Below are 23990 nucleotides of genomic sequence, written 5' to 3'. Positions count from 1 at the left end.
GGCGCTTTATCAACATCGGGTAAACAATTCCCGACGATTACGGGGATCGGGGGTTTCGTTGAGGAGTGGTTTAGATAAAATCAACGGTGATGATAGCCAGAACAATTATTTGGAATATTTATGAACCTGAAGGGAAAACGCAGAAAGCTGTTTCTGCTGCTGGCGGTAGTGGTGTTAGCGGGCGGATTCTGGTTATGGAAGGTACTGAACGCGCCGGTACCACAGTATCAAACGCTGATTGTTCGTCCGGGCGAGCTGCAACAAAACGTGCTGGCGACGGGGAAACTGGATGCCCTGCGTAAGGTTGACGTGGGCGCGCAGGTCAGCGGTCAGCTTAAAACCCTGTCAGTTGAGATTGGCGATAAGGTTAAAAAAGGCCAGCTGCTGGGCGTGATCGATCCTGAGCAGGCGCAAAACCAAATCCGCGAAGTGGAAGCGACGCTGATGGAGCTGCGCGCGCAGCGCGCGCAGGCTCAGGCGGAGCGTAATCTCGCTCAGGTCACCCTGACGCGCCAGCAGGCGCTGGCGAAAACGCAGGCTATCTCGAAACAGGATCTGGACACAGCCGCCACGGAGCTGGCGGTGAAGCAGGCGCAGATTGGCACCATCGATGCGCAAATCAAACGGAATCAGGCCTCGCTGGATACGGCGAAAACCAACCTCGATTACACGCAAATCGTTGCGCCAATGGCCGGGGAAGTGACGCAGATAACCACCCTGCAAGGCCAGACGGTCATCGCCGCGCAGCAGGCGCCGAACATCCTGACCCTGGCGGATATGAGCACCATGCTGGTGAAAGCCCAGGTATCCGAAGCGGACGTCATTCACCTTAAGCCGGGGCAGAAAGCCTGGTTTACGGTGCTGGGCGATCCGCAAACCCGCTATGAAGGGGTGCTGAAAGATATCCTGCCGACGCCGGAGAAGGTCAACGACGCTATCTTCTACTATGCGCGTTTTGAGGTGCCAAACCCGCAGGGCGTGCTGCGTCTGGACATGACCGCCCAGGTGCATATCCAGCTGACCGGCGTGAAAAACGTGCTGACGGTTCCGCTCTCCGCGCTGGGTGAATCCGCCGGGGACAATCGCTACAAGGTGAAAGTGCTGCGCAACGGCGAAAGCCGCGAGCGGGAAGTGGTGATTGGCGCACGTAACGACACCGATGTGGTGGTGGTAAAAGGGCTGGAAGAGGGTGAGGAAGTGGTCACCAGCGAAACCCTGCCCGGAGCCGCGCAATGACGGCGCTGCTTGAGCTGAATGACATTCGTCGCAGCTATCCGTCCGGCGACGGGCCGGTGGAGGTGCTGAAGGGCATCTCCCTGCGCGTTGAAGCCGGTGAGATGGTGGCGATTGTCGGGGCGTCGGGCTCGGGTAAATCAACGCTGATGAACATTCTTGGCTGTCTGGATAAGCCCACCAGCGGCACCTATCGCGTGGCCGGGACGGATGTTTCCACCCTGGACGGCGACGCGCTGGCGAAGCTGCGTCGCGAGCATTTTGGCTTTATTTTTCAGCGTTACCATCTGCTTTCACACCTGAGCGCGGCGCAGAACGTGGAGGTGCCAGCGGTGTATGCGGGCGTCGAGCGCAAAAAACGCCTTGAACGCGCGAAGGCGCTGTTAACGCGTCTTGGGCTGGCGGAGCGTGTTGATTATCAGCCTTCGCAGCTTTCAGGCGGTCAGCAGCAGCGCGTGAGTATTGCCCGCGCGCTGATGAACGGCGGACAGGTGATCCTCGCTGATGAGCCAACCGGTGCGCTCGACAGCCATTCCGGTGAAGAGGTGATGGCGATCCTGCATCAGCTGCGCGATCAGGGGCATACGGTGATTATTGTCACCCACGATCCGCAGGTGGCAGCGCAGGCGGAACGCATCATTGAGATCCACGACGGCGAGCTGGTCAGCAACCCGCCGCCACGTCAGTCCAGAGCGGCGGCGCCGAAAGAAGCCTTACCTGCGTCCACCGGCTGGGGACAGTTCTCCAGCGGCTTTCGTGAAGCGCTGACCATGGCCTGGCTGGCGATGGCGGCCAACAAAATGCGCACCCTGCTGACCATGCTCGGCATCATTATCGGTATTGCCTCGGTGGTGTCGATTGTGGTGGTGGGCGATGCGGCGAAACAGCTGGTGCTGGCGGATATTCGCGCCATCGGGACTAACACCATCGACGTTTACCCCGGCAAAGATTTTGGCGACGACGAGCCGCAGTATCAGCAGGCGCTGAAATACGACGATCTGGCGGCTATTCAGAAGCAGCCGTGGGTGAACTCCGCCACGCCTGCCGTGTCGCAAAACCTGCGTCTGCGCTACGGCAACATCGACGTGGCGGCCAGCGCTAACGGCGTCAGCGGAGATTACTTCAACGTCTACGGCATGACCTTCAGCGAAGGGGCGACCTTCAACGCGGAACAGCTGGCGGGCAGGGCGCAGGTGGTGGTGTTAGACGCTAACTCGCGCAGACAGCTTTTCCCCAATAAAACCCGTGTGGTGGGGGAAGTGATCCTGGTGGGTAACATGCCCGCCACGGTGATTGGTGTGGCGGAAGAGAAACAGTCCATGTTTGGCAGCAGCAAGATCCTGCGCGTCTGGCTGCCGTACAGCACCATTTCCGGGCGCATTATGGGACAGTCCTGGCTCAACTCCATTACCGTGCGAGTGAAAGAGGGCTACGACAGCGCGCTGGCGGAACAGCAGCTCGAGCGGCTGTTAACGTTGCGCCACGGGAAAAAGGATTTCTTCACCTGGAACATGGACGGCCTCTTGAAAACGGCCGAAAAGACCACACGTACTCTTCAGCTGTTCCTGACGCTGGTGGCGGTGATTTCGCTGGTCGTCGGCGGGATAGGGGTGATGAACATTATGCTGGTGTCGGTGACCGAACGTACGCGGGAGATCGGCATTCGCATGGCGGTCGGGGCCAGAGCCAGCGATGTGCTCCAGCAATTTTTGATTGAAGCGGTGCTGGTGTGTCTGGTGGGAGGCGCGATGGGGATTGCGCTCTCGATGATGATCGCCTTCGCGCTCCAGCTCTTTTTACCGGGGTGGGAGATTGGCTTCTCACCGATGGCGATCCTCACCGCGTTTTTGTGCTCCACCTTTACCGGCATTTTGTTTGGCTGGCTGCCGGCACGAAACGCGGCGCGGCTGGATCCGGTGGATGCGCTGGCGCGGGAATAACCCGAAAATAAAAATGCCAGCCGATCGGGCTGGCATTTTGCCTGCGGGGTGTACACAATGAATCAGAGAGCTATGCAACCGTTTCTGCTTCAACGGGCACGATAAGACTGGCGTGATTGCCTTTTGGCCCCTGGTGTACATCGAACCGGACGGACTGCCCGGCTTTGAGCGTCCTGTAACCATCCATCTGAATGGTGGAATAGTGAGCGAAGATATCCTCGCCGCCGCCTTCGGGGCAAATGAAGCCAAACCCCTTGGCGTTGTTGAACCACTTAACAGTACCCATTTCCATGCTTCGACATCCTTCGTAAATCTTATAAATTAAGATGGAATGAACCGGTGGTGGAGTGGGGGCTGTTCAAAACCTCGCCAACTCACGCTTGTACAATTTAGAGAAACGGAAGAAGCCGTCAAGCGTTTGGCGCTGGAGTTGGGACAATAATCAACCAAAATTTGAGGCAGTTAACGCTATTGCAACAGTTTGTGACAGACATCGCGGATGACAGTAATAGATGATTGTTATCTAACATCTGAGGTAGATTCAAAGTGGTTATGCATAATGGGTAAGACCAACGATTGGCTGGATTTTGACCAGCTGGCGGAAGATAAAGTGCGCGACGCGCTAAAACCGCCATCTATGTATAAAGTTATGTTAATGAACGATGATTACACGCCGATGGAATTTGTTATTGACGTGCTACAAAAGTTCTTTTCTTATGATGTTGAACGTGCAACGCAACTGATGCTTACCGTTCATTATCGTGGCAAAGCGATCTGCGGCATCTTTACTGCCGAGGTTGCGGAAACCAAAGTAGCGATGGTGAACGACTATGCAAGGGAGAACGAGCATCCGTTGCTGTGTACGCTGGAAAAGGCCTGATAAGGCATAAAATTGGGGGAGGTGCCTATGCTCAATCAAGAACTGGAACTCAGTTTAAACATGGCTTTCGCCAGAGCGCGTGAGCACCGACATGAGTTTATGACCGTCGAGCACCTGCTGCTCGCACTGCTTAGCAACCCATCTGCCCGCGAAGCGCTGGAAGCCTGCTCCGTGGATCTGGTGGCGCTACGTCAGGAACTCGAAGCCTTCATCGAACAAACTACACCGGTGCTGCCAGCCAGTGAAGAAGAGCGCGACACGCAGCCGACGCTCAGCTTCCAGCGCGTGTTGCAGCGCGCGGTTTTCCACGTCCAGTCTTCCGGACGTAGCGAAGTGACTGGTGCCAATGTCCTGGTCGCCATCTTCAGCGAGCAGGAGTCCCAGGCGGCCTACCTGCTGCGTAAACACGAAGTCAGCCGGCTCGACGTGGTCAACTTCATCTCTCACGGAACGCGAAAAGACGAGCCTAACCAGGCATCGGATCCCAGCGGACAGATCAACAGCAATGAAGAGCAAGCAGGCGGGGAGGATCGTATGGAAAACTTCACCACCAACCTTAACCAGCTTGCTCGCGTTGGCGGTATCGACCCGCTGATTGGCCGCGACAAAGAGCTGGAGCGTGCCATCCAGGTGCTGTGCCGTCGCCGTAAGAACAACCCGCTGCTGGTGGGGGAATCTGGCGTGGGTAAAACCGCGATTGCCGAAGGGCTGGCCTGGCGCATTGTGCAGGGCGACGTGCCGGAAGTGATTGCCGACTGTACCATCTACTCGCTGGATATTGGCTCGCTGCTGGCGGGCACCAAATACCGCGGTGATTTCGAAAAACGTTTCAAAGCGCTGTTAAAACAGCTGGAGCAGGACACCAACAGCATCCTGTTTATCGATGAGATCCACACCATCATCGGCGCAGGTGCGGCCTCCGGTGGCCAGGTGGATGCCGCTAACCTGATCAAACCGCTGCTCTCCAGCGGCAAGATCCGCGTGATGGGCTCCACGACGTACCAGGAGTTCAGCAACATCTTTGAGAAGGATCGTGCGCTGGCGCGTCGTTTCCAGAAAATCGACGTTACCGAGCCGTCGGTTGACGAAACGGTGCAGATCATCAATGGCCTGAAAACCAAGTACGAAGCACACCACGACGTGCGTTACACCGCGAAAGCGGTCCGTGCGGCGGTGGAACTGGCGGTGAAATACATCAACGATCGTCATCTGCCGGATAAAGCGATCGACGTGATTGATGAGGCGGGTGCGCGTGCACGCCTGATGCCAGCCAGCAAGCGTAAGAAAACCGTGAATGTGGCGGATATCGAGTCCGTGGTGGCCCGCATCGCGCGTATTCCTGAGAAGAGCGTTTCTCAGAGCGACCGTGATACGCTGCGCACCCTCGGCAATCGCCTGAAAATGCTGGTCTTTGGTCAGGATAAAGCCATTGAGGCCTTAACCGAAGCGATCAAGATGGCCCGTGCTGGCCTGGGGCATGACCACAAGCCGGTTGGTTCCTTCCTGTTCGCCGGCCCGACCGGGGTGGGTAAAACCGAGGTGACGGTTCAGCTTTCCAAAGCGCTGGGCATTGAGCTGCTGCGCTTTGATATGTCCGAGTATATGGAGCGTCATACCGTCAGCCGTTTGATTGGTGCGCCTCCGGGATACGTGGGCTTTGACCAGGGCGGCCTGCTTACGGACGCGGTTATCAAGCATCCGCACGCGGTACTGTTGCTCGATGAAATCGAGAAAGCGCATCCGGACGTGTTCAACATCCTGTTGCAGGTGATGGACAACGGGACGCTGACCGATAACAACGGGCGCAAGGCCGATTTCCGCAACGTGGTGCTGGTGATGACCACCAACGCGGGCGTGCGGGAAACCGAGCGTAAATCCATCGGCCTGATCCACCAGGATAACAGCACCGATGCGATGGAAGAGATCAAGAAGATCTTCACGCCGGAGTTCCGTAACCGTCTGGACAACATTATCTGGTTCGATCATCTGTCTACCGAGGTGATTCATCAGGTGGTGGACAAGTTCATCGTCGAGTTGCAGGTTCAGCTGGATCAGAAAGGCGTGTCGCTGGAAGTGAGCCAGGAGGCCCGCAACTGGCTGGCTGAGAAAGGCTACGACCGTGCGATGGGCGCCCGTCCGATGGCGCGCGTGATTCAGGACAACCTGAAGAAACCGCTGGCAAACGAGCTGCTGTTTGGCTCGCTGGTGGACGGCGGCCAGGTAACGGTGGGGCTGGATCAGGCGAAGAACGAACTGACGTACGATTTCCAGAGTGCGGCGAAGCACAAGCCGGAAGCGGCTCACTGATTTTCTTTAGTGTAAAAGCCGGGTTTTTAACCCGGCTTTTTTGTGTCCGCTTTTCTCCCTCTCCCTGTGGGAGAGGGTCAGGGTGAGGGCATCAGACCGCACTAAAAAACCTCTTCCTGAACAGCCACACTAAAGCCATAAATAAAAAAGGCCGGGATTGTCCCGACCTTTTAAATATTTATCTGCCATTACAGGCGAAAACAATTAGCGACTACGGAAGACAATGCGGCCTTTGCTCAGGTCGTACGGGGTCAGTTCAACAGTCACTTTGTCGCCCGTCAAAATGCGGATATAGTTTTTGCGCATTTTACCGGAGATGTGCGCAGTTACCACGTGACCGTTTTCCAGTTCTACGCGAAACATGGTATTAGGCAACGTATCAAGTACGGTACCCTGCATTTCAATATTGTCTTCTTTGGCCATCTAATCCTCTGGGGTATCACTACCAAGTTTTGAACCGGCAAGATAATGCCGAAATTCCTCAATTAAGTAAAGAATTGCGCGTTTAAAACGCAGCAAAACAGTCTCAGCGTATTGCCCAAGCGTCACGGTACAACCGAACGGAAAGCGCATTCGTAAAGGGGAGACGACAGGATAAACGTAAGGACGTTATCTGAAGCGAGGGTCCCAAACGGCGGCGGGGCAACAGGCAGAAGCTACTCTGCGGCGTAATTATAACACCCTCATAAAAAATATGCGGAAAACATTTAGGCATTGGGTATAAAGAGCGTTCTGGGAACCCAAAAATCGCGTGGTAGGGTCTCCTTTCGGCACTGTTCCAGGTGTTCGATATAGTGTCGGCGGGAGATTTCAACGGCGCCGAGCGAGGCGGTATGCTCATTCAGCACCTGACAATCCATTAACTGTCCTCCACGTCGGGCAAATTCCTGGCTAAAAACCAGCAGCGCGGTTTTCGACGCATTCGTGGAGCGGGAGAACATCGACTCGCCGCAGAACAGCGTACCCTGCGCCACGCCGTACATGCCACCGACGAGGTCGTCGCCGCTCCACACTTCGATCGAATGCGCGTAACCCAGCTCATGAAGCTGGTGATAGGCGATAATGATATCGCGGGTTATCCAGGTGCCTTCTAGACGATCTTCAGCGCAGCCTTCGATAACCTGGCCGAAGGCGTGATTAAGCGTGACGCGAAAGGGTGATTTTGCATGAAAACGCTTCATGCTGCGGCTCAGGTGAAACTGCCCAGGCCACAGTACGGCTCGCGGGTCAGGAGACCACCATAAGATCGGGTCGCCAGGAGAAAACCACGGAAAGATGCCGCGCTGGTAAGCCATTAAGAGCCGTGCCGGGCTGAGATCGCCGCCCAGAGCCAGCAAGCCGTTAGGTTCACGCAGCGCCCCCTCCGGAGAAGGGAACGCAATATTATGGCGAGAAAGCTGCACCAGGCGCATGACAACAGAACTCCAGTACGCGAGAGAGGACGCTACAAATATAGTCTACAGGCGCTGTTTAAACTGGTAGTAGCGACCTTGTTTTGCCAGCAGCTCTGCGTGACTACCTTGCTCAATTATGTGTCCGTTGTCCATCACAATTATCTGATCGAAATTCACCAGCCCTCGCAGACGGTGCGTGACCATCAGCACGGTTTTACCTTTCATCACATTCGCCAGTAAATCAAGGATTTGGCTCTCTGTCGTGGCATCCAGTCCTTCTGTCGGTTCATCCAGCAGCATCAGCGGCGCATCGTGCAGCAGCGCACGCGCAATGGCCAGACGACGCAGTTCGCCGCCGGAAAGCTGTCGACCCCCTTCACCCAGCCAGCTGTTCAACCCGTCGTCTTCAAGCAGCTTGTGCAGCCCAACCTGCTCCAGCATTGCCCGCAGCGTATCGTCGGAGGCGTCTGGTGCCGCCAGAAGAAGATTATCGCGCAGCGTAGCGCTGAACAGATGCACCCGCTGGGGCACGACGCTGACCGTTTTACGCAAGGCCGCTTCGCTAAAACCAGACAGCGGAACGTCGTTAAACAGAATCTCGCCCTGCTGTGGGTCCCACGCGCGCGTGAGAAGTTGCAGAAGTGTCGATTTCCCACATCCCGTACGGCCAAGGATCGCAATGCGCTGCCCGGCATCAACAGAAAGGGTGATGTCTTCCAGCGCGTTTTGCGCCTGCTTGTCGTAGGCGAAAGTGACATTGCTGAGCGTCAGCGCGACCTGCTCTGGCACAGCGGTTTGACCCGCGCTGAACTTCACTTCCGGCTCCTGCTCGGCAATATCCGTAATGCGCAGCGCAGAGGCAATCACCTGGCCGAGATGCTGAAAGGCGCCCGTGACCGGGGCTAAGGCTTCAAAGGCTGCCAGGGCACAGAAAACAAACAGCGCAATCAGCGGGCCAGGCTGCGCGTTACCGCCCACGCCACCGGAGGCCATCCAGAGCATGGCGATAACGGCAATCCCACCAATTAACATCATCAGCGCCTGGGAGAACGCGGTCAGTTCAGACTGGCGCCGCTGGGCTTCATGCCAGTTCAGCTCCGTATTTTCCATGCGGGCGCGGTACCGTTTGCTGGCACCAAAAAGGGTGAGCTCGGCCTGTCCCTGCAACCAGGCGGTGAGCTGCTGGCGATATTCCCCTCGCAGGCGCGTCAGGTTTTCCCCGGTGGTTTTACCTGCACGATAAAACAGGGGCGGCAGAATAATCAGCGTCATCAGCATGATGCCGCCGAGCGTCAGTGCGATGGGAACATCCAGGAAACTCAACCCCAGCGTGACCACGACAATCACTACAAACGCGCCCACCATAGGTGAAATGACGCGCAGATAGAGGTGATCCAGCGTATCCACATCTGCGACCACGCGGTTGAGTAATTCGCCCTGTCGAAAACGTGCCAGCCCGGCAGGGGAGAGGGGCAGCAGTTTGCTGAAGGTGTAAATACGCAGGTGTTGCAGCACGCGGAAGGTCGCGTCGTGGCTGACCAGACGTTCGAAGTAGCGTCCGGCAGTTCGCGTAATCGCCGTGCCGCGCACCCCGGCGGCAGGCAGCATGTAGTTAAAGCTGTACAGCCCGGCAAAGCCTGCGGCCGCAGACGCGGAGAGGAACCAGCCGGAAAGCGTAAGCAGACCGATGCTGGCCAGCAGAGTAACGATCGCCAGCACGATCCCGAGTGTCAGCATCCATTTGTGGCGTTTATACAGTGCAAGATACGGAAGCAGGGCGCGCATCAGATATCCTCCTGACGGTTCGCCAGCAGGGTCGCAAACGGCCCCTGCGCGGCAACAAGCGCGGCGTAATCGCCTTGTTCAACAATGTGTCCGTTTTCCATCACCCAGATCTGATCCCAGTCGGCAATACCTTCCAGCTGGTGAGTCACCATCAGGGTGGTTTGCTGGCGTGAGGCTGCGTTAAGCGCATCCATCACGCGCTGCTCGCTGTGAGCGTCCAGGCTGGCCGCAGGTTCGTCCAGCAGCATTAGCGAAGAGGGATTGAGCAGCGCACGGGCGACCGCGACGCGCTGTGCCTGGCCAACTGACAGCCCGGCAGACTGATCGCCAATGACGGTATCGACACCCTGCGCAAGCAGCGGCAGAAACTCGCTGACCCAGGCGCGGTCGAGGACCGATTGCAGCTCATCTTCACGCGCATCCGGGCGTGCCAGCAGCACATTCTCGCGCAGCGTCGGAGCTGGCAGCTGAGGGTTTTGCCCCACCCAACTCAGCTGTTTACGCCAGGCATCAGGATCGAGCTCGCGCAGCTCCGTTTTGTTGATACGCAGCGATCCGGTGTACGCCATAAAACCTGACAGAGCATTCAACAATGAGCTTTTACCTGAGCCGCTGGTACCCACCAGCACCACACGTTGCCCGGCAGGCAGGGTAAAGTTCAGCGGACCGGCCAGCACTTTGCCTTCAGGCGACAGAACAGAAAAATCCTGTGCTTCAATGGTCACCGGATCGTTCGTATTCAGCGTTACCTCACCACGCTCCGGATTCGCCAGCGGCGTTTCCATGAAGGTTTTCAGGCTGTCGGCAGCACCCACCGCCTGCGCTTTGGCATGGTAAAAGGTGCCGAGATCGCGAAGCGGCTGGAAAAATTCCGGGGCCAGGATCAGCGCCAGGAACCCGGCGGAAAGCGTGACCGCCGTACCGTAGTGGCCAAAGTCCAGCGCGCCGAGGTAGGAGAAGCCAAAGTAAACCGCCACCAGCGCAATCGACAGGGAGGTGAAAAATTCGAGCACGCCAGAAGAGAGAAAGGCCATGCGCAACACTTCCATGGTGCGCTGACGGAAATCCTGCGACGCCAGGCGAATGTTTTCGGTTTCCGCTTCACCACGACCGAAGATCCGCAGGGTTTCCATTCCGCGCAGACGGTCCAGGAAATGACCGCTCAACCGACCCAGCGCCAGGAAGTTACGACGGTTAGCATCTGCCGCGCCCATGCCGACCATCGCCATAAACAGCGGGATGAGCGGGGCGGTGCCTAGCAGGATCAACGCCGCCACCCAGTTAACAGGGAAGATGGCGATAACAATCATCAGGGGCACAAACACCGCCAGCGCCATCTGGGGAAGATAACGCGCGTAGTAATCGTGCATATCGTCGATTTGCTCAAGGATCAGCGTCGCCCAGCTGCCGGCTGGCTTACCCTGGATCCACGCAGGTCCGGCTTCCGAAAGCCGATCGAGTACCTTGCGGCGAATCTCATAGCGGATGTGCTGCCCGGCGTGGAACCCAACCCGCTCGCGCAGCCAGACCACCCACGCACGCAGAACGAAAACCAGCACCAGAACGATAAACGGCAACAGCAGCGCTTCGCGCGGGATGTTCTCCATGATCATATGGTTGAGAATGCGGGCCAGCAGCCATGCCTGGGCAACAATCAACAGACCGCTGATGAATCCCAAAACGCGGGAAATCATAAGCCAGCGGCGGGACAGAACGCTTTGCTGTTTCAGCCAGCGGGTTAACTCTTGTTGACGGGTTTTTTCCATTGCGTACTTTGCAGGTGACGTTATAAGAAATTAGACCTCTGCATGTTACACGCGAGCAAAAATAAAGGCGACCAGTGGCCGCCTTTATTTACGTTTGTTACTGACTTGTAAAGATTATTTGCCTTGTTCAGCCAGCCCGTCCAGGTAGCGTTCTGCGTCCAGCGCGGCCATACAACCGGTGCCCGCAGAGGTGATCGCCTGACGATAAATATGGTCCATCACGTCGCCAGCTGCGAAGACACCCGGAACGCTGGTCTGGGTGGCGTTGCCGTGAATGCCAGACTGCACTTTGATGTAGCCGTTCTCCAGCTCCAGCTGGCCTTCAAAGATAGCCGTGTTCGGGCTGTGACCGATTGCCACAAACAGGCCTGCCACTTCCAGCGTTTCGACGTTATCGGTGTTCTGGGTATCACGGATACGCAGTCCCGCCACGCCCATCTGATCGCCAGTCACTTCTTCCAGCGTACGGTTGGTATGCAGCACAATGTTGCCGCTCGCCACTTTGTCCATCAGGCGTTTAATCAGGATCTTCTCCGCGCGGAAGGTGTCGCGACGGTGAATCAGGTGTACTTCTGAGGCAATATTTGCCAGATACAGCGCTTCTTCCACAGCGGTGTTGCCGCCGCCGATAACCGCAACTTTCTGGTTGCGATAGAAGAAACCGTCGCAGGTCGCGCAGGCTGACACGCCGCGGCCTTTGAACGCTTCTTCAGACGGCAGGCCGAGATAGCGGGCAGAGGCGCCGGTGGCGATGATCAGCGCATCGCAGGTGTATTCGCCGCTGTCACCCGTCAGGCGGAACGGACGGTTCTGCAAATCCACTTTATTGATGTGGTCGAACAGGATTTCGGTTTCGAATTTGGCGGCATGCTCGTGCATGCGCTCCATCAGCAGCGGCCCGGTCAGGTCGTTCGGGTCGCCAGGCCAGTTTTCCACTTCCGTGGTGGTGGTCAGCTGACCGCCTTTTTCCATCCCGGTGATCAGTACCGGTTGCAGGTTAGCGCGTGCAGCATAGACCGCTGCGGTATATCCCGCAGGTCCAGAACCAAGGATTAGCAGCTTACTGTGTTTGGTCGTGCCCATGAGATCCCCATTGTTGTTGGCAGGCAATGGGCTGGATTGTAGGGAATTTGTTGCCGTAAAAAAAGAGCAGGAGAGTTTTGCTTCCGATATATGCAATAGACGCGCCCTATGGGTCAGAGGCGGTCACATCACTTCTGCTACTGAAAACCGCGCGTTTATAAGGCAATAAAATGAGGATTAATACCCCTCCGTAATGAATATCCGGCATGTTGTACTAAAAATCGATGTTTTGCTTTGACAATCCCCTGCGCTTTTGCGAAAACATTCAAGGAAGAAAAAAAGACGCACGAACTGCATGCCGCATAGACATGCACGGAAATGCCATTTTTACCGGGTCAGTGAAATCTACGCATGGTGTGGACAGACGCCATACGTGATGTCTGTGACTGCTTTCGGGCAACGGTCTTCTTACCGCAGAACCCGAATCTACATCGCGTCTAATACATAACCAGGCGATGTGATGAATAACGGGTCCAGGCTCTGAACAGTGATGTGCACAGGGTCCAGGCAGGAGTAGGGAAGGAATACAGAGAGACAATAATAATGGTAGATAGCAAGAAGCGCCCTGGCAAAGATCTCGACCGTATCGATCGTAACATTCTTAATGAATTGCAAAAGGATGGGCGTATTTCCAACGTCGAGCTTTCAAAACGTGTGGGACTTTCCCCGACGCCGTGCCTTGAGCGTGTGCGTCGACTGGAAAGACAGGGTTTTATTCAGGGCTATACGGCTCTGCTGAACCCGCATTATCTGGATGCCTCACTTCTGGTATTTGTTGAGATTACTCTGAATCGTGGTGCACCAGATGTGTTTGAGCAATTTAACGCCGCTGTACAAAAACTTGAAGAAATTCAAGAGTGTCATCTGGTTTCCGGTGATTTTGACTACCTGTTGAAAACCCGTGTGCCTGATATGTCCGCCTACCGTAAGCTGCTGGGTGAAACCCTGCTGCGTCTGCCAGGCGTGAACGACACCCGTACTTATGTGGTGATGGAAGAGGTCAAACAGAGCAATCGTCTGGTTATTAAGACGCGCTAACACGGAACAGGTGCAAAATCAGTGTAGTTTGATTACACTCCTGTTAATCCATACAGCAACAGTGCCGGGGAGTCCCGGCGCTGTTGTCCGTTTTAGCACACAGGCAGGACATGCCTGATACCTGGAGAGCCTTTCTTGAGCCAGGAATACACTGAAGACAAAGAAGTCACATTATCTAAGCTAAGCAGCGGACGTCGTCTCCTTGAGGCGTTACTGATTGTTATTGCCCTTTTTGCCGTCTGGCTGATGGCTGCCTTACTCAGTTTCAACCCCTCAGACCCTAGCTGGTCGCAAACCGCATGGCATGAGCCTATCCATAATTTAGGCGGCGTTCCCGGCGCCTGGCTTGCGGACACGCTCTTCTTCATTTTCGGTGTGATGGCCTATACCCTTCCCGTCATCATTATTGGCGGATGCTGGTTTGCCTGGCGTCATCGACAGAACGACGACTACATCGATTATTTTGCCGTTTCGCTGCGCCTGATTGGCGCCCTGGCACTGATCCTCACCTCCTGCGGACTGGCGGCGATCAACGCCGATGACATCTGGTACTTCGCCTCAGGCGGGGTGATTGGCAGCCTGTTGAGCTCCGCGCTGCAACCGATGCTTCACAGCAGCGGCGGCACGCTGGCGCTGCTTTGTATCTGGGCAGCGGGCCTGACGCTGTTTACCGGCTGGTCTTGGGTGAGCATTGCCGAAAAAATCGGCAGCTTTATTCTGACTCTGCTGACGTTTGCCAGCAATCGCACCCGTCGTGATGATACGTGGGTCGATGAAGATGAATATGAAGATGAGTACGAAGAGGAAGACGAGGCACCTGTGCAGCGTCGTGAATCCCGCCGTGCCCGTATTCTGCGCGGTGCTCTGGCACGCCGCCAGCGCGTTGCTGAAAAATTCGCTAACCCGTTAGGCCGTAAAACGGATGCCGCGCTTTTCTCCGGCAAACGTATGGATGAAGAGGAGCAGATTGAGTATCGCGGCGCGGCCGTCGATCCTGATGATGTGTTGTTCTCTGGTCATCGAGCTACGCCGGGTGAGTATGACGAATACGATCCGCTGTTGCATGGTCATTCCGTGACTGAACCGGTAGCCGCTGCTGCTGCCGCAACGACGGCTGCGCAGGCCCATGTTGCGCCTGTTGAAGCCGTGATGCCGTCCTCGCCTGTTCCGGCACCGGAGTCCGCGATCCAGCAACCGCAGGTAGACTGGCAGACTGCGCCAGGCGTCCATACGCCTGAACCGACCATTGCGCCGGAGCCTGAAAGCTATATTCCTGTGCAGCAGCAACCGTATCAGCCGCCTGAGCCTGCCAGCGAGCCGCAACAGCCGTATCAGGCTTATACGCCCGAACCTGCTGAACCTGAACAGCCATACGTTGCGCCGGTGTCTGAACCCGAAGTGGTGGAGGAAGCGAAGCCATCCCGTCCGCCATTGTACTATTTTGAAGAGGTGGAAGAGCGCCGTGCCCGAGAGCGCGAGCAGCTTGCCGCCTGGTATCAGCCCGTGCCTGAGCCGGTGCAGGAGTCTGTTGTAAAAGCGCCTTCTGCGAGCGTTGCACCTGTAGACCCAGCGCCAGCCGTTGCGTCGAGAGCGGAAACCGTGAAGCAGGCAACGGCAGCCGCTGCCGCTGCCGCGTCCGCTCCGCTATTCAGCCCGGCAACCGATGGTGCGCCGCGTCCTCAGGTAAAAGAGGGCATTGGTCCACAATTGCCGCGTCCTAATCGCGTGCGCGTACCGACGCGCCGGGAGCTGGCCTCTTATGGCATTAAACTGCCTTCCCAGCGTATGGCGGAAGAAAAAGCCCGTGAGTCCGACTACGAAGATGATGCCGACGAACTGCATCAGGATGAGCTGGCGCGTCAGTTTGCCGCCCAGCAGACTCAACGCTACGGGAATGAGTACCAACACGATGTTCATTCTCAGCAGGATGAAGATGATGCTGCCGAAGCGGAATTAGCGCGTCAGTTTGCGGCCACGCAACAGCAACGTTATTCCGGTGAGCAGCCTTCGGGGGCAAACCCGTTCTCGCTCTCGGATTTTGAATTTTCACCGATGAAAGATCTGGTGGATGACGGTCCGAGCGAACCGCTGTTCACGCCGAGCGTGATGCCAGAAGCGGAACCGGTGCGCCAGGCGCCAGCGCCGCAGGTTAATGCGCAGCCACAACAGCCAGCGCCGCAGGCTTATGCGCAGCCGCATACACCGCCGGCCCAACCGCCGCAGCCGCAGTTCCAGCAGCCAGCACCACAGCCGCAGGAAAGCCTGATTCACCCGCTGCTGATGCGTAACGGAGACAGCCGTCCGCTGCAACGACCAAGTACGCCGTTGCCGTCGCTGGATCTGTTAACGCCGCCGCCAGCGGAAGTCGAACCGGTGGATACTTTTGCCCTTGAGCAGATGGCCCGTCTGGTGGAAGCGCGTCTGGCTGACTTCCGTATTAAAGCGGACGTGGTGAACTACTCACCTGGCCCGGTAATCACCCGTTTCGAACTGAACCTGGCGCCAGGCGTAAAAGCGGCGCGTATTTCTAACCTGTCCCGTGACCTGGCGCGTTCTCTGTCGACCGTGGCGGTACGCGTGGTGGAAGTGATCCCAGGTAAGCCTTACGTTGGCCTTGAGCTGCCAAACAAGAAACGCCAGACCGTTTATCTGCGTGAAGTTCTGGATAACACCAAATTCCGCGACAACCCGTCCCCTCTCACCGTGGTGTTGGGTAAAGATATCGCTGGCGATCCGGTGGTTGCCGATCTCGCGAAGATGCCGCACCTGCTGGTTGCGGGTACCACCGGCTCCGGTAAATCGGTCGGGGTGAACGCCATGATCCTTAGTATGCTCTACAAAGCGCAGCCTGAAGATGTGCGTTTCATCATGATCGACCCGAAAATGCTTGAACTGTCCGTCTACGAAGGCATTCCGCACCTGTTAACGGAAGTAGTGACCGACATGAAGGACGCTGCCAACGCATTGCGCTGGAGCGTCAATGAAATGGAGCGTCGCTACAAGCTGATGTCGGCGCTGGGCGTGCGTAACCTGGCCGGTTATAACGAGAAAATCGCTGAGGCTGCACGTATGGGCCGTCCGATTCCGGACCCATACTGGAAGCCGGGTGACAGCATGGATGCCCAGCATCCGGTGCTGGAAAAACTGCCTTACATCGTGGTGCTGGTGGATGAATTCGCCGACCTGATGATGACCGTTGGCAAGAAAGTGGAAGAGCTGATTGCGCGTCTGGCACAGAAAGCGCGTGCGGCGGGCATCCACCTGGTGCTTGCAACGCAGCGTCCGTCCGTAGACGTTATCACCGGACTTATTAAGGCAAACATCCCGACCCGTATCGCGTTTACCGTGTCGAGTAAAATTGACTCGCGTACTATCCTGGACCAGGGTGGTGCAGAGTCGCTGCTGGGGATGGGTGATATGCTCTATTCCGGCCCGAACTCCACCTCGCCGGTGCGTGTCCACGGTGCATTTGTTCGCGACCAGGAAGTGCACGCGGTGGTGCAGGACTGGAAAGCGCGCGGTCGGCCGCAATACGTTGACGGCATCACCTCCGACAGTGAAAGCGAAGGTGGCGGCGGTGGTTTTGACGGCGGCGAAGAGCTGGATCCGTTATTTGACCAGGCGGTTAATTTCGTTACCGAAAAACGTAAGGCGTCCATCTCCGGCGTCCAGCGCCAGTTCCGTATTGGCTACAACCGCGCGGCGCGTATTATCGAGCAGATGGAAGCCCAGGGTATTGTGAGCGAACAGGGGCATAACGGTAACCGTGAGGTGCTGGCGCCACCGCCGTTTGATTAACCTTCAGCGATTGCAAAGAAGGGTAAATCAGCAAAAATTAAGCATATTCTTCTGTCGCCTGCCTTCGGGCAGGTCCAGAATAGAAACGGAACCCCCATATCGGGAAGACGTATTTTAAGGAATAACAATGAAAAAAATCGCCATCGTCTGTGCATTACTCTCCAGTTTTGTTGCCAGCAGCGTCTGGGCTGATGCAGCCAGCGACCTTAAAAGCCGACTGGATAAAGTGAGCAGCTTCCACGCCAGCTTCACGCAAAAAGTGACTGACGGCAGTGGCAACGCGGTGCAGGAAGGTCAGGGGGATTTGTGGGTGAAACGCCCGAATCTCTTCAACTGGCACATGACCCAGCCGGATGAAAGCGTGCTGGTGTCCGACGGGAAAACCTTATGGTTCTACAATCCGTTTGTTGAGCAGGCGACCGCCACCTGGCTGAAAGACGCGACCAGCAATACGCCGTTTATGCTCATTGCCCGTAACCAGTCCAGCGACTGGCAGCAGTACAACATTAAACAAAACGGTGATGAGTTCGTCCTGACGCCAAAAGGCAGCAACGGTAACCTGAAGCAGTTCACCATTAACGTGAGCAGCAACGGTACCATTAATCAGTTCGGTGCGGTTGAGCAGGACGATCAGCGCAGTAGCTATCAGCTTAAGTCTCAGCAAAACGGCGCTGTAGATGCTTCGAAATTCACCTTTACCCCGCCGCAGGGCGTAACGGTGGACGACCAACGTAATAAGTAAGAGGCATGAGTGAGCAACCTGTCGCTCGATTTTTCAGATAATGCGTTTCAACCTCTGGCCGCCCGTATGCGGCCAGAAAATTTAGCGCAGTACATCGGCCAGCAACACCTGCTGGCTGCGGGGAAACCCTTGCCGCGCGCCATAGAGGCCGGGCATCTGCACTCCATGATCCTCTGGGGGCCACCCGGCACCGGCAAAACAACCCTCGCTGAAGTGATCGCCCGCTATGCTAACGCGGACGTTGAGCGCATCTCGGCGGTTACCTCCGGCGTAAAGGAGATTCGTGAGGCGATCGAGCGCGCGCGGCAAAACCGTAATGCCGGGCGCCGCACCATTCTTTTTGTTGATGAAGTCCACCGCTTCAACAAGAGCCAACAGGATGCGTTTCTGCCGCACATTGAAGACGGCACGATTTTCTTCATCGGCGCAACCACGGAAAACCCGTCGTTTGAGCTGAACTCTGCGCTCCTTTCCCGCGCCCGCGTTTACCTGCTTAAATCCCTGACCACAGAGGATATCGAAAAGGTTCTGACCCAGGCGATGGAGGACAAAGCGCGGGGTTACGGCGGACAGGATATCGTTCTGCCGGACGACACGCGTCGTGCGATCGCTGAACTGGTCAACGGCGATGCGCGTCGGGCGCTGAATACGCTGGAAATGATGGCCGATATGGCCGAAGTGGATGATGCCGGAAAGCGGGTGCTAAAGCAGGAGCTGCTGACCGAAATAGCCGGTGAGCTCAGCGCACGCTTCGATAATAAAGGCGATCGTTTTTACGACCTGATCTCGGCATTACATAAGTCCGTGCGCGGCAGCGCCCCGGATGCGGCGCTCTACTGGTACGCGCGTATCATTACCGCCGGTGGCGATCCGTTATATGTCGCGCGTCGCTGCCTGGCCATCGCGTCAGAAGATGTCGGTAATGCCGATCCACGCGCCATGCAGGTCGCTATTTCCGCCTGGGACTGCTTTACCCGCGTCGGACCCGCGGAAGGTGAGCGTGCCATTGCGCAGGCAATTGTCTATCTGGCCTGCGCGCCGAAAAGTAACGCGGTGTATACCGCCTTCAAAGCGGCGATGTCAGATGCACGTGAACGTCCGGACTACGATGTGCCGGTTCATCTGCGCAATGCGCCAACTAAATTGATGAAAGAGATGGGGTATGGGCAGGAGTATCGCTACGCCCATGATGAACCCAATGCCTACGCCGCCGGGGAAGAGTATTTCCCGCAGGAGATGGCACAAACCCGCTATTATCATCCCACAAACAGAGGTCTTGAGGGTAAGATTGGCGAAAAGCTCGCCTGGCTTGCCGGACAGGATCAAAATAGCCCTATAAAACGCTACCGTTAGTTCAATCGTTGCGGTAATGTTGGCAATATATCTCTGTGGCCGCAGGCTGTGGTCACTTTTTCCTTTTTTAATTCGATAAGCACAGGATAAGCATGCTCGATCCCAATCTGCTGCGTAATGAGCCAGACGCAGTCGCTGAAAAACTGGCACGCCGGGGCTTTAAGCTGGATGTAGATAAGCTGCGCGCTCTTGAAGAGCGTCGTAAAGTTTTGCAGGTACAAACTGAAAATCTGCAAGCAGAGCGTAATTCTCGATCGAAATCCATTGGCCAGGCGAAAGCGCGCGGGGAAGATATTGAGCCATTACGCCTGGAAGTGAACAAACTGGGTGAAGAGCTGGATCAGGCGAAAGCTGAACTGGATGTTCTTCAGGCTGAAATTCGTGATATCGCTCTGGCGATCCCGAACATTCCTGACGACAGCGTGCCTGTCGGCAAAGACGAAAACGACAACGTTGAAGTGAAACGCTGGGGCACGCCTCGCGAGTTTGACTTCGAGGTGCGCGATCACGTGACGCTGGGCGAAATGCATGCGGGCCTGGACTTTGCGGCTGCGGTTAAGCTGACGGGTTCTCGCTTTGTGGTCATGAAAGGTCAAATTGCCCATCTGCACCGCGCTCTGGCGCAGTTCATGCTGGATCTGCACACCGAGCAGCACGGCTACAGCGAAACCTACGTTCCGTATCTGGTTAACCACGATACGCTGTACGGTACCGGCCAGTTGCCGAAATTTGCCGGCGATCTGTTCCACACCCGTCCGCTGGACGAGGAAGCAGACAGCAGCAACTACGCGCTGATCCCAACCGCGGAAGTGCCGCTGACCAACCTCGTGCGTGATGAGATCATCGACGAAGACGATCTGCCAATCAAACTGACCGCGCACTCTCCATGTTTCCGTTCTGAAGCCGGTTCTTACGGTCGCGATACGCGCGGTCTGATCCGTATGCACCAGTTCGATAAAGTTGAGATGGTGCAGATCGTTCGTCCGGAAGAGTCTATGGACGCGCTGGAAGAGATGACCGGTCATGCTGAGAAAGTGCTGGAGCTGCTGGGCCTGCCGTACCGCCGTATGGCGCTGTGCACCGGCGACATGGGCTTCGGTGCCTGCAAAACCTTCGACCTTGAAGTCTGGGTGCCTGCGCAGAACACCTACCGTGAAATCTCCTCCTGCTCCAACGTCTGGGATTTCCAGGCGCGTCGTATGCAGGCGCGTTGCCGCAGCAAATCTGACAAGAAAACCCGTCTGGTTCATACCCTGAACGGTTCCGGTCTGGCAGTAGGCCGTACGCTGGTTGCTGTGCTGGAAAACTACCAGCAGGCTGATGGACGTATTGAGATCCCAGAAGTGCTGCGTCCATACATGAAAGGTCAGCAGTACATCGGCTAATGATTTTGCATTCATGCATAAAAGCGCCTTCGGGCGCTTTTTTTATCCCTCTGAATTGATACGACGCAATACCTCCTCACTCTAAAGTAGTAATACTTCTCCGAACGAAAGTTAGCATAAAACACCAGTAACGTTGTAATTCGTTATAAATAAAACTACATAGCGGTTTACGCCGCCTCTCTTTTCTTTGTGAGCAACCAAAGTGAGTCTTTATGAAAATCAAAGCGCCTGAAGCGTTAATGGCTGCCGAGGTCACTCGCCGTGGGTTGATGAAAACCACGGCAATAGGCGGTCTGGCGGTTGCCAGCAGCGCCTTTACGCTCCCTTTTACCCGTCTGGCGTCGGCGGCGGAGGCTCTGTCTCCCGCTTCAGCCCCGGAAAAAGTGGTGTGGAGTGCCTGTACCGTTAACTGTGGTAGCCGTTGTCCTCTGCGTATGCATGTTGTGGACGGTGAAATCAAATATGTCGAAACAGACAATACCGGCGATGATAACTACGAAGGGTTACATCAGGTTCGTGCCTGTCTGCGTGGCCGTTCAATGCGCCGTCGCGTTTATAACCCGGATCGTCTGAAATACCCAATGAAGCGCGTCGGTAAGCGTGGGGAAGGGAAGTTCGAGCGTATTAGCTGGGACGAAGCCTACGATATTATCGCGACTAACATGCAGCGCCTGATCAAAGAGTATGGCAACGAATCCATCTACCTCAACTACGGCACCGGGACGCTGGGCGGTACCATGACCCGCTCCTGGCCGCCGGGTAAAACGCTGGTGGCGCGCCTGATGAACTGCTGCGGCGGCTATCTCAATCATTACGGCGACTACTCTTCCGCACAGATTGCTGCGGGTCTGAACTACACCTACGGCGGCTGGGCAGACGGTAACAGCCCGTCGGATATCGAAAACAGTAAACTGGTGGTGTTGTTCGGTAACAACCCAGGCGAAACCCGGATGAGCGGCGGTGGGGTAACCTATTATCTTGAGCAGGCGCGCGCCAAATCCAACGCACGTATGATCATCGTCGATCCGCGCTATACCGATACCGGCGCGGGACGTGAAGACGAGTGGATCCCTATTCGCCCTGGTACCGATGCGGCGCTGGTCAATGCGCTGGCGTATGTGATGATCACTGAAAACCTCGTCGATCAGCCGTTCCTTGATAAATACTGCGTTGGTTATGACGAGAAGACCCTGCCAGCCAGCGCACCGGCTAACGGGCATTACAAAGCGTACATTCTTGGTCAGGGCAGCGACGGGGTAGCGAAAACCCCTGAGTGGGCATCCACCATTACCGGCATTCCAGTCGAGCGTATTGTTCAGCTGGCCCGTGAAATTGGTTCAGCAAAACCGGCTTATATCAGCCAGGGATGGGGACCACAGCGTCACGCGAACGGCGAAATTGCCACCCGCGCTATTTCTATGCTCTCGATTCTGACTGGCAACGTTGGTATTCACGGCGGTAATAGCGGGGCGCGTGAAGGCTCGTATGAAGTCCCGTTTGAACGTATGCCAACGCTGGATAACCCGGTTCAGACCAGCATCTCCATGTTTATGTGGACGGACGCGATCGAGCGCGGCCCGGAAATGACCGCGCTGCGTGACGGTGTTCGGGGCAAAGATAAGCTGGACGTGCCGATCAAAATGATCTGGAACTACGCCGGTAACTGCCTGATCAACCAGCACTCTGAAATCAACCGCACCCATGAAATTTTGCAGGACGACAAGAAGTGCGAAATGATTGTGGTGATCGACTGCCACATGACCTCATCGGCGAAGTATGCCGATATTCTGCTTCCAGACTGCACCGCGTCTGAGCAGATGGATTTCGCGCTGGACGCCTCCTGCGGCAACATGTCCTATGTGATCTTCACTGACCAGGCCATCAAACCGCGCTTCGAGTGCAAAACCATTTATGAGATGACTTCCGAGCTGGCGAAACGTCTTGGCGTTGAGCAGCAGTTCACTGAAGGACGTACTCAGGAAGGGTGGATGCGCCATCTGCACGAGCTCTCACGCAAAGCCATTCCTGACCTGCCGGACTTCGATACCTTCCGCAAGCAGGGCATGTACAAGCAGCGCGATCCCGAAGGGCATCACGTGGCGTATAAAGCCTTCCGCGACGATCCGCAGGCCAATCCGCTGACCACGCCGTCGGGCAAAATCGAGATCTACTCCGAAGAGCTGGCAAAAATTGCTGCAACGTGGGAATTGCCGGAAGGGGATGTTATCGATCCGCTGCCGATTTATACGCCAGGCTTCGAAAACTACAACGATCCGCTGACGGCGAAATTCCCGCTTCAGTTGACCGGTTTCCACTACAAAGCGCGTGTTCACTCCACCTACGGCAACGTTGACGTACTGAAAGCGGCCTGCCGACAGGAGATGTGGATCAACCCGATGGATGCGAAAGCGCGCGGCATCAGTAATGGCGATCGCGTACGTATCTTCAACGGACGTGGCGAAGTGCATATCGAAGCTAAAGTGACTCCGCGTATGATGCCTGGCGTTGTCGCGCTGGGGGAAGGGGCCTGGTATAACCCGGATGCGAACCGTATCGATCAGGCGGGCTGCATCAACGTTCTCACTACGCAGCGTCCGTCGCCGCTGGCGAAGGGCAACCCATCCCACACAAACCTCGTTCAGGTTGAAAAGGCGTAAGGAGTAACCGATGACAACCCAGTATGGATTTTTTATTGATTCCAGCCGCTGCACCGGGTGCAAAACCTGCGAGCTGGCCTGCAAGGATTACAAAGATCTGACCCCGGACGTTAGCTTCCGTCGTATTTATGAATACGCGGGCGGCGACTGGCAGGAGGACAACGGCGTCTGGCATCAGGATGTCTTCGCCTATTACCTGTCGATTGCCTGCAACCACTGCGAAGATCCGGCCTGCACCAAGGTCTGCCCGAGCGGGGCAATGCACAAGCGCGACGACGGTTTTGTGGTGGTGGACGAGGATGTCTGCATCGGCTGTCGCTACTGCCACATGGCCTGTCCGTACGGCGCGCCGCAGTACAATGCCGCCAAAGGCCACATGACCAAGTGCGACGGCTGCCACAGCCGCGTGGCGGACGGCAAAAAGCCCATCTGCGTCGAGTCCTGCCCGCTGCGCGCGCTGGACTTTGGCCCGATTGAGGAGCTGCGCAAAAAACACGGTCAGCTTGCTGCCGTCGCGCCGCTGCCGTCTGCGCACTTCACGAAGCCGAGTATTGTGATTAAACCTAACGCCAACAGCCGTCCGACGGGTGACACCACCGGCTACCTGGCAAACCCGAAGGAGGTGTGAG

The 23990-nt window shown here is 56.4% G+C and carries 17 protein-coding genes; 11 read left to right on the top strand and 6 right to left on the bottom strand.

The annotated features are described in order from the left end of the window. The first annotated feature begins 120 nt into the window (after nt 1-120). Both macA and macB read left to right on the top strand, forming a co-directional pair. Nucleotides 121-1236 carry a macrolide transporter subunit MacA gene (gene macA, locus SK58_RS16245; protein ID WP_015570985.1) on the top strand — a complete coding sequence of 372 codons (1116 nt, stop codon included), beginning with the start codon at nt 121-123 and terminating at the stop codon, nt 1234-1236. Beyond that, nucleotides 1233-3173 (top strand): macrolide ABC transporter ATP-binding protein/permease MacB, encoded by a 1941-nt coding sequence (gene macB / locus SK58_RS16240; protein ID WP_015570984.1) that lies wholly within the window; start codon nt 1233-1235, stop codon nt 3171-3173. The genes macA and macB overlap by 4 nt, the downstream gene beginning before the upstream one ends. A 70-nt stretch (nt 3174-3243) precedes the next feature. Here macB and cspD read toward each other — a convergent pair whose 3' ends face one another. After that, on the bottom strand, nt 3244-3465 hold the full coding sequence (gene cspD, locus SK58_RS16235) for a cold shock-like protein CspD (protein WP_006809408.1): 222 nt from the start codon (nt 3463-3465) through the stop codon (nt 3244-3246). A gap of 267 nt (nt 3466-3732) precedes the next feature. Here cspD and clpS point away from each other — a divergent pair, with 267 nt between their 5' ends. Both clpS and clpA read left to right on the top strand, forming a co-directional pair. Further along, the gene (gene clpS / locus SK58_RS16230; RefSeq protein ID WP_006174393.1) at nt 3733-4053 is read left to right on the top strand and encodes an ATP-dependent Clp protease adapter ClpS; all 321 of its coding nucleotides are present in this window, start codon (nt 3733-3735) and stop codon (nt 4051-4053) included. 27 nt (nt 4054-4080) lie between these two features. Next, on the top strand, nt 4081-6360 hold the full coding sequence (clpA, locus tag SK58_RS16225) for an ATP-dependent Clp protease ATP-binding subunit ClpA (RefSeq protein WP_006809407.1): 2280 nt from the start codon (nt 4081-4083) through the stop codon (nt 6358-6360). Between the two features lie 204 nt (nt 6361-6564). Here clpA and infA read toward each other — a convergent pair whose 3' ends face one another. The 5 genes from infA to trxB all read right to left on the bottom strand — a co-directional run bounded on the left by infA (nt 6565) and on the right by trxB (nt 12388). Next, entirely contained in the window at nt 6565-6783 is a 219-nt protein-coding gene (gene infA, locus SK58_RS16220) for a translation initiation factor IF-1 (protein ID WP_002211347.1), read from the bottom strand. Between the two features lie 284 nt (nt 6784-7067). Then, entirely contained in the window at nt 7068-7772 is a 705-nt protein-coding gene (gene aat, locus SK58_RS16215; RefSeq protein WP_017693706.1) for a leucyl/phenylalanyl-tRNA--protein transferase, read from the bottom strand. A gap of 45 nt (nt 7773-7817) precedes the next feature. Continuing rightward, a complete protein-coding gene (gene cydC, locus SK58_RS16210) occupies nt 7818-9539 on the bottom strand; it encodes a heme ABC transporter ATP-binding protein/permease CydC (protein WP_045334219.1) in 1722 nt (573 codons plus the stop codon). After that, complete coding sequence (cydD, locus tag SK58_RS16205) at nt 9539-11305, bottom strand: heme ABC transporter permease/ATP-binding protein CydD (protein ID WP_015570980.1); 1767 nt, start codon at nt 11303-11305, stop codon at nt 9539-9541. The genes cydC and cydD overlap by 1 nt, the downstream gene beginning before the upstream one ends. Nucleotides 11306-11419: 114 nt before the next feature. Continuing rightward, the gene (gene trxB / locus SK58_RS16200) at nt 11420-12388 is read right to left on the bottom strand and encodes a thioredoxin-disulfide reductase (RefSeq protein WP_003858303.1); all 969 of its coding nucleotides are present in this window, start codon (nt 12386-12388) and stop codon (nt 11420-11422) included. Between the two features lie 543 nt (nt 12389-12931). Between trxB and lrp the strand changes: the two genes are divergently transcribed. The 7 genes from lrp to SK58_RS16165 all read left to right on the top strand — a co-directional run bounded on the left by lrp (nt 12932) and on the right by SK58_RS16165 (nt 23989). Next, nucleotides 12932-13426 carry a leucine-responsive transcriptional regulator Lrp gene (gene lrp, locus SK58_RS16195; protein WP_000228469.1) on the top strand — a complete coding sequence of 165 codons (495 nt, stop codon included), beginning with the start codon at nt 12932-12934 and terminating at the stop codon, nt 13424-13426. Between the two features lie 135 nt (nt 13427-13561). Beyond that, a complete protein-coding gene (locus SK58_RS16190) occupies nt 13562-17224 on the top strand; it encodes a DNA translocase FtsK 4TM domain-containing protein (protein WP_048220198.1) in 3663 nt (1220 codons plus the stop codon). Nucleotides 17225-17351: 127 nt separating this feature from the next. Continuing rightward, on the top strand, nt 17352-17966 hold the full coding sequence (gene lolA, locus SK58_RS16185) for an outer membrane lipoprotein periplasmic chaperone LolA (protein ID WP_017384837.1): 615 nt from the start codon (nt 17352-17354) through the stop codon (nt 17964-17966). Between the two features lie 9 nt (nt 17967-17975). After that, nucleotides 17976-19319: a replication-associated recombination protein RarA gene (gene rarA / locus SK58_RS16180; protein WP_048220197.1), complete on the top strand. Its 1344-nt coding sequence runs from the start codon at nt 17976-17978 to the stop codon at nt 19317-19319. Nucleotides 19320-19411: 92 nt separating this feature from the next. Then, nucleotides 19412-20704, top strand: coding sequence for a serine--tRNA ligase (gene serS / locus SK58_RS16175; protein ID WP_008499983.1), 1293 nt, complete (start codon nt 19412-19414; stop codon nt 20702-20704). A gap of 212 nt (nt 20705-20916) precedes the next feature. Then, nucleotides 20917-23361, top strand: a complete 2445-nt coding sequence (dmsA, locus tag SK58_RS16170; protein WP_015570977.1) for a dimethylsulfoxide reductase subunit A — start codon at nt 20917-20919, stop codon at nt 23359-23361. Between the two features lie 10 nt (nt 23362-23371). Then, nucleotides 23372-23989: a DMSO/selenate family reductase complex B subunit gene (locus SK58_RS16165; protein ID WP_017384835.1), complete on the top strand. Its 618-nt coding sequence runs from the start codon at nt 23372-23374 to the stop codon at nt 23987-23989. Nucleotide 23990: the final 1 nt, after the last annotated feature.

Source organism: Enterobacter sp. BIDMC93 (genome assembly GCF_001037805.1).
Lineage (GTDB): Bacteria > Pseudomonadota > Gammaproteobacteria > Enterobacterales > Enterobacteriaceae > Enterobacter > Enterobacter hormaechei_C.
This window is presented reverse-complemented; position numbering and strand designations above follow the sequence as displayed.

What these genes read in the sequence shown, in the direction of transcription:
- macA (WP_015570985.1), top strand. Translation starts at nt 121, where the DNA reads ATGAACCTGAAGGGAAAACGCAGAAAGCTGTTTCTGCTGCTGGCGGTA.
- macB (WP_015570984.1), top strand. Translation starts at nt 1,233, where the DNA reads ATGACGGCGCTGCTTGAGCTGAATGACATTCGTCGCAGCTATCCGTCC.
- cspD (WP_006809408.1), bottom strand. Translation starts at nt 3,465, where the DNA reads ATGGAAATGGGTACTGTTAAGTGGTTCAACAACGCCAAGGGGTTTGGC.
- clpS (WP_006174393.1), top strand. Translation starts at nt 3,733, where the DNA reads ATGGGTAAGACCAACGATTGGCTGGATTTTGACCAGCTGGCGGAAGAT.
- clpA (WP_006809407.1), top strand. Translation starts at nt 4,081, where the DNA reads ATGCTCAATCAAGAACTGGAACTCAGTTTAAACATGGCTTTCGCCAGA.
- infA (WP_002211347.1), bottom strand. Translation starts at nt 6,783, where the DNA reads ATGGCCAAAGAAGACAATATTGAAATGCAGGGTACCGTACTTGATACG.
- aat (WP_017693706.1), bottom strand. Translation starts at nt 7,772, where the DNA reads ATGCGCCTGGTGCAGCTTTCTCGCCATAATATTGCGTTCCCTTCTCCG.
- cydC (WP_045334219.1), bottom strand. Translation starts at nt 9,539, where the DNA reads ATGCGCGCCCTGCTTCCGTATCTTGCACTGTATAAACGCCACAAATGG.
- cydD (WP_015570980.1), bottom strand. Translation starts at nt 11,305, where the DNA reads ATGGAAAAAACCCGTCAACAAGAGTTAACCCGCTGGCTGAAACAGCAA.
- trxB (WP_003858303.1), bottom strand. Translation starts at nt 12,388, where the DNA reads ATGGGCACGACCAAACACAGTAAGCTGCTAATCCTTGGTTCTGGACCT.
- lrp (WP_000228469.1), top strand. Translation starts at nt 12,932, where the DNA reads ATGGTAGATAGCAAGAAGCGCCCTGGCAAAGATCTCGACCGTATCGAT.
- lolA (WP_017384837.1), top strand. Translation starts at nt 17,352, where the DNA reads ATGAAAAAAATCGCCATCGTCTGTGCATTACTCTCCAGTTTTGTTGCC.
- serS (WP_008499983.1), top strand. Translation starts at nt 19,412, where the DNA reads ATGCTCGATCCCAATCTGCTGCGTAATGAGCCAGACGCAGTCGCTGAA.
- dmsA (WP_015570977.1), top strand. Translation starts at nt 20,917, where the DNA reads ATGAAAATCAAAGCGCCTGAAGCGTTAATGGCTGCCGAGGTCACTCGC.
- SK58_RS16165 (WP_017384835.1), top strand. Translation starts at nt 23,372, where the DNA reads ATGACAACCCAGTATGGATTTTTTATTGATTCCAGCCGCTGCACCGGG.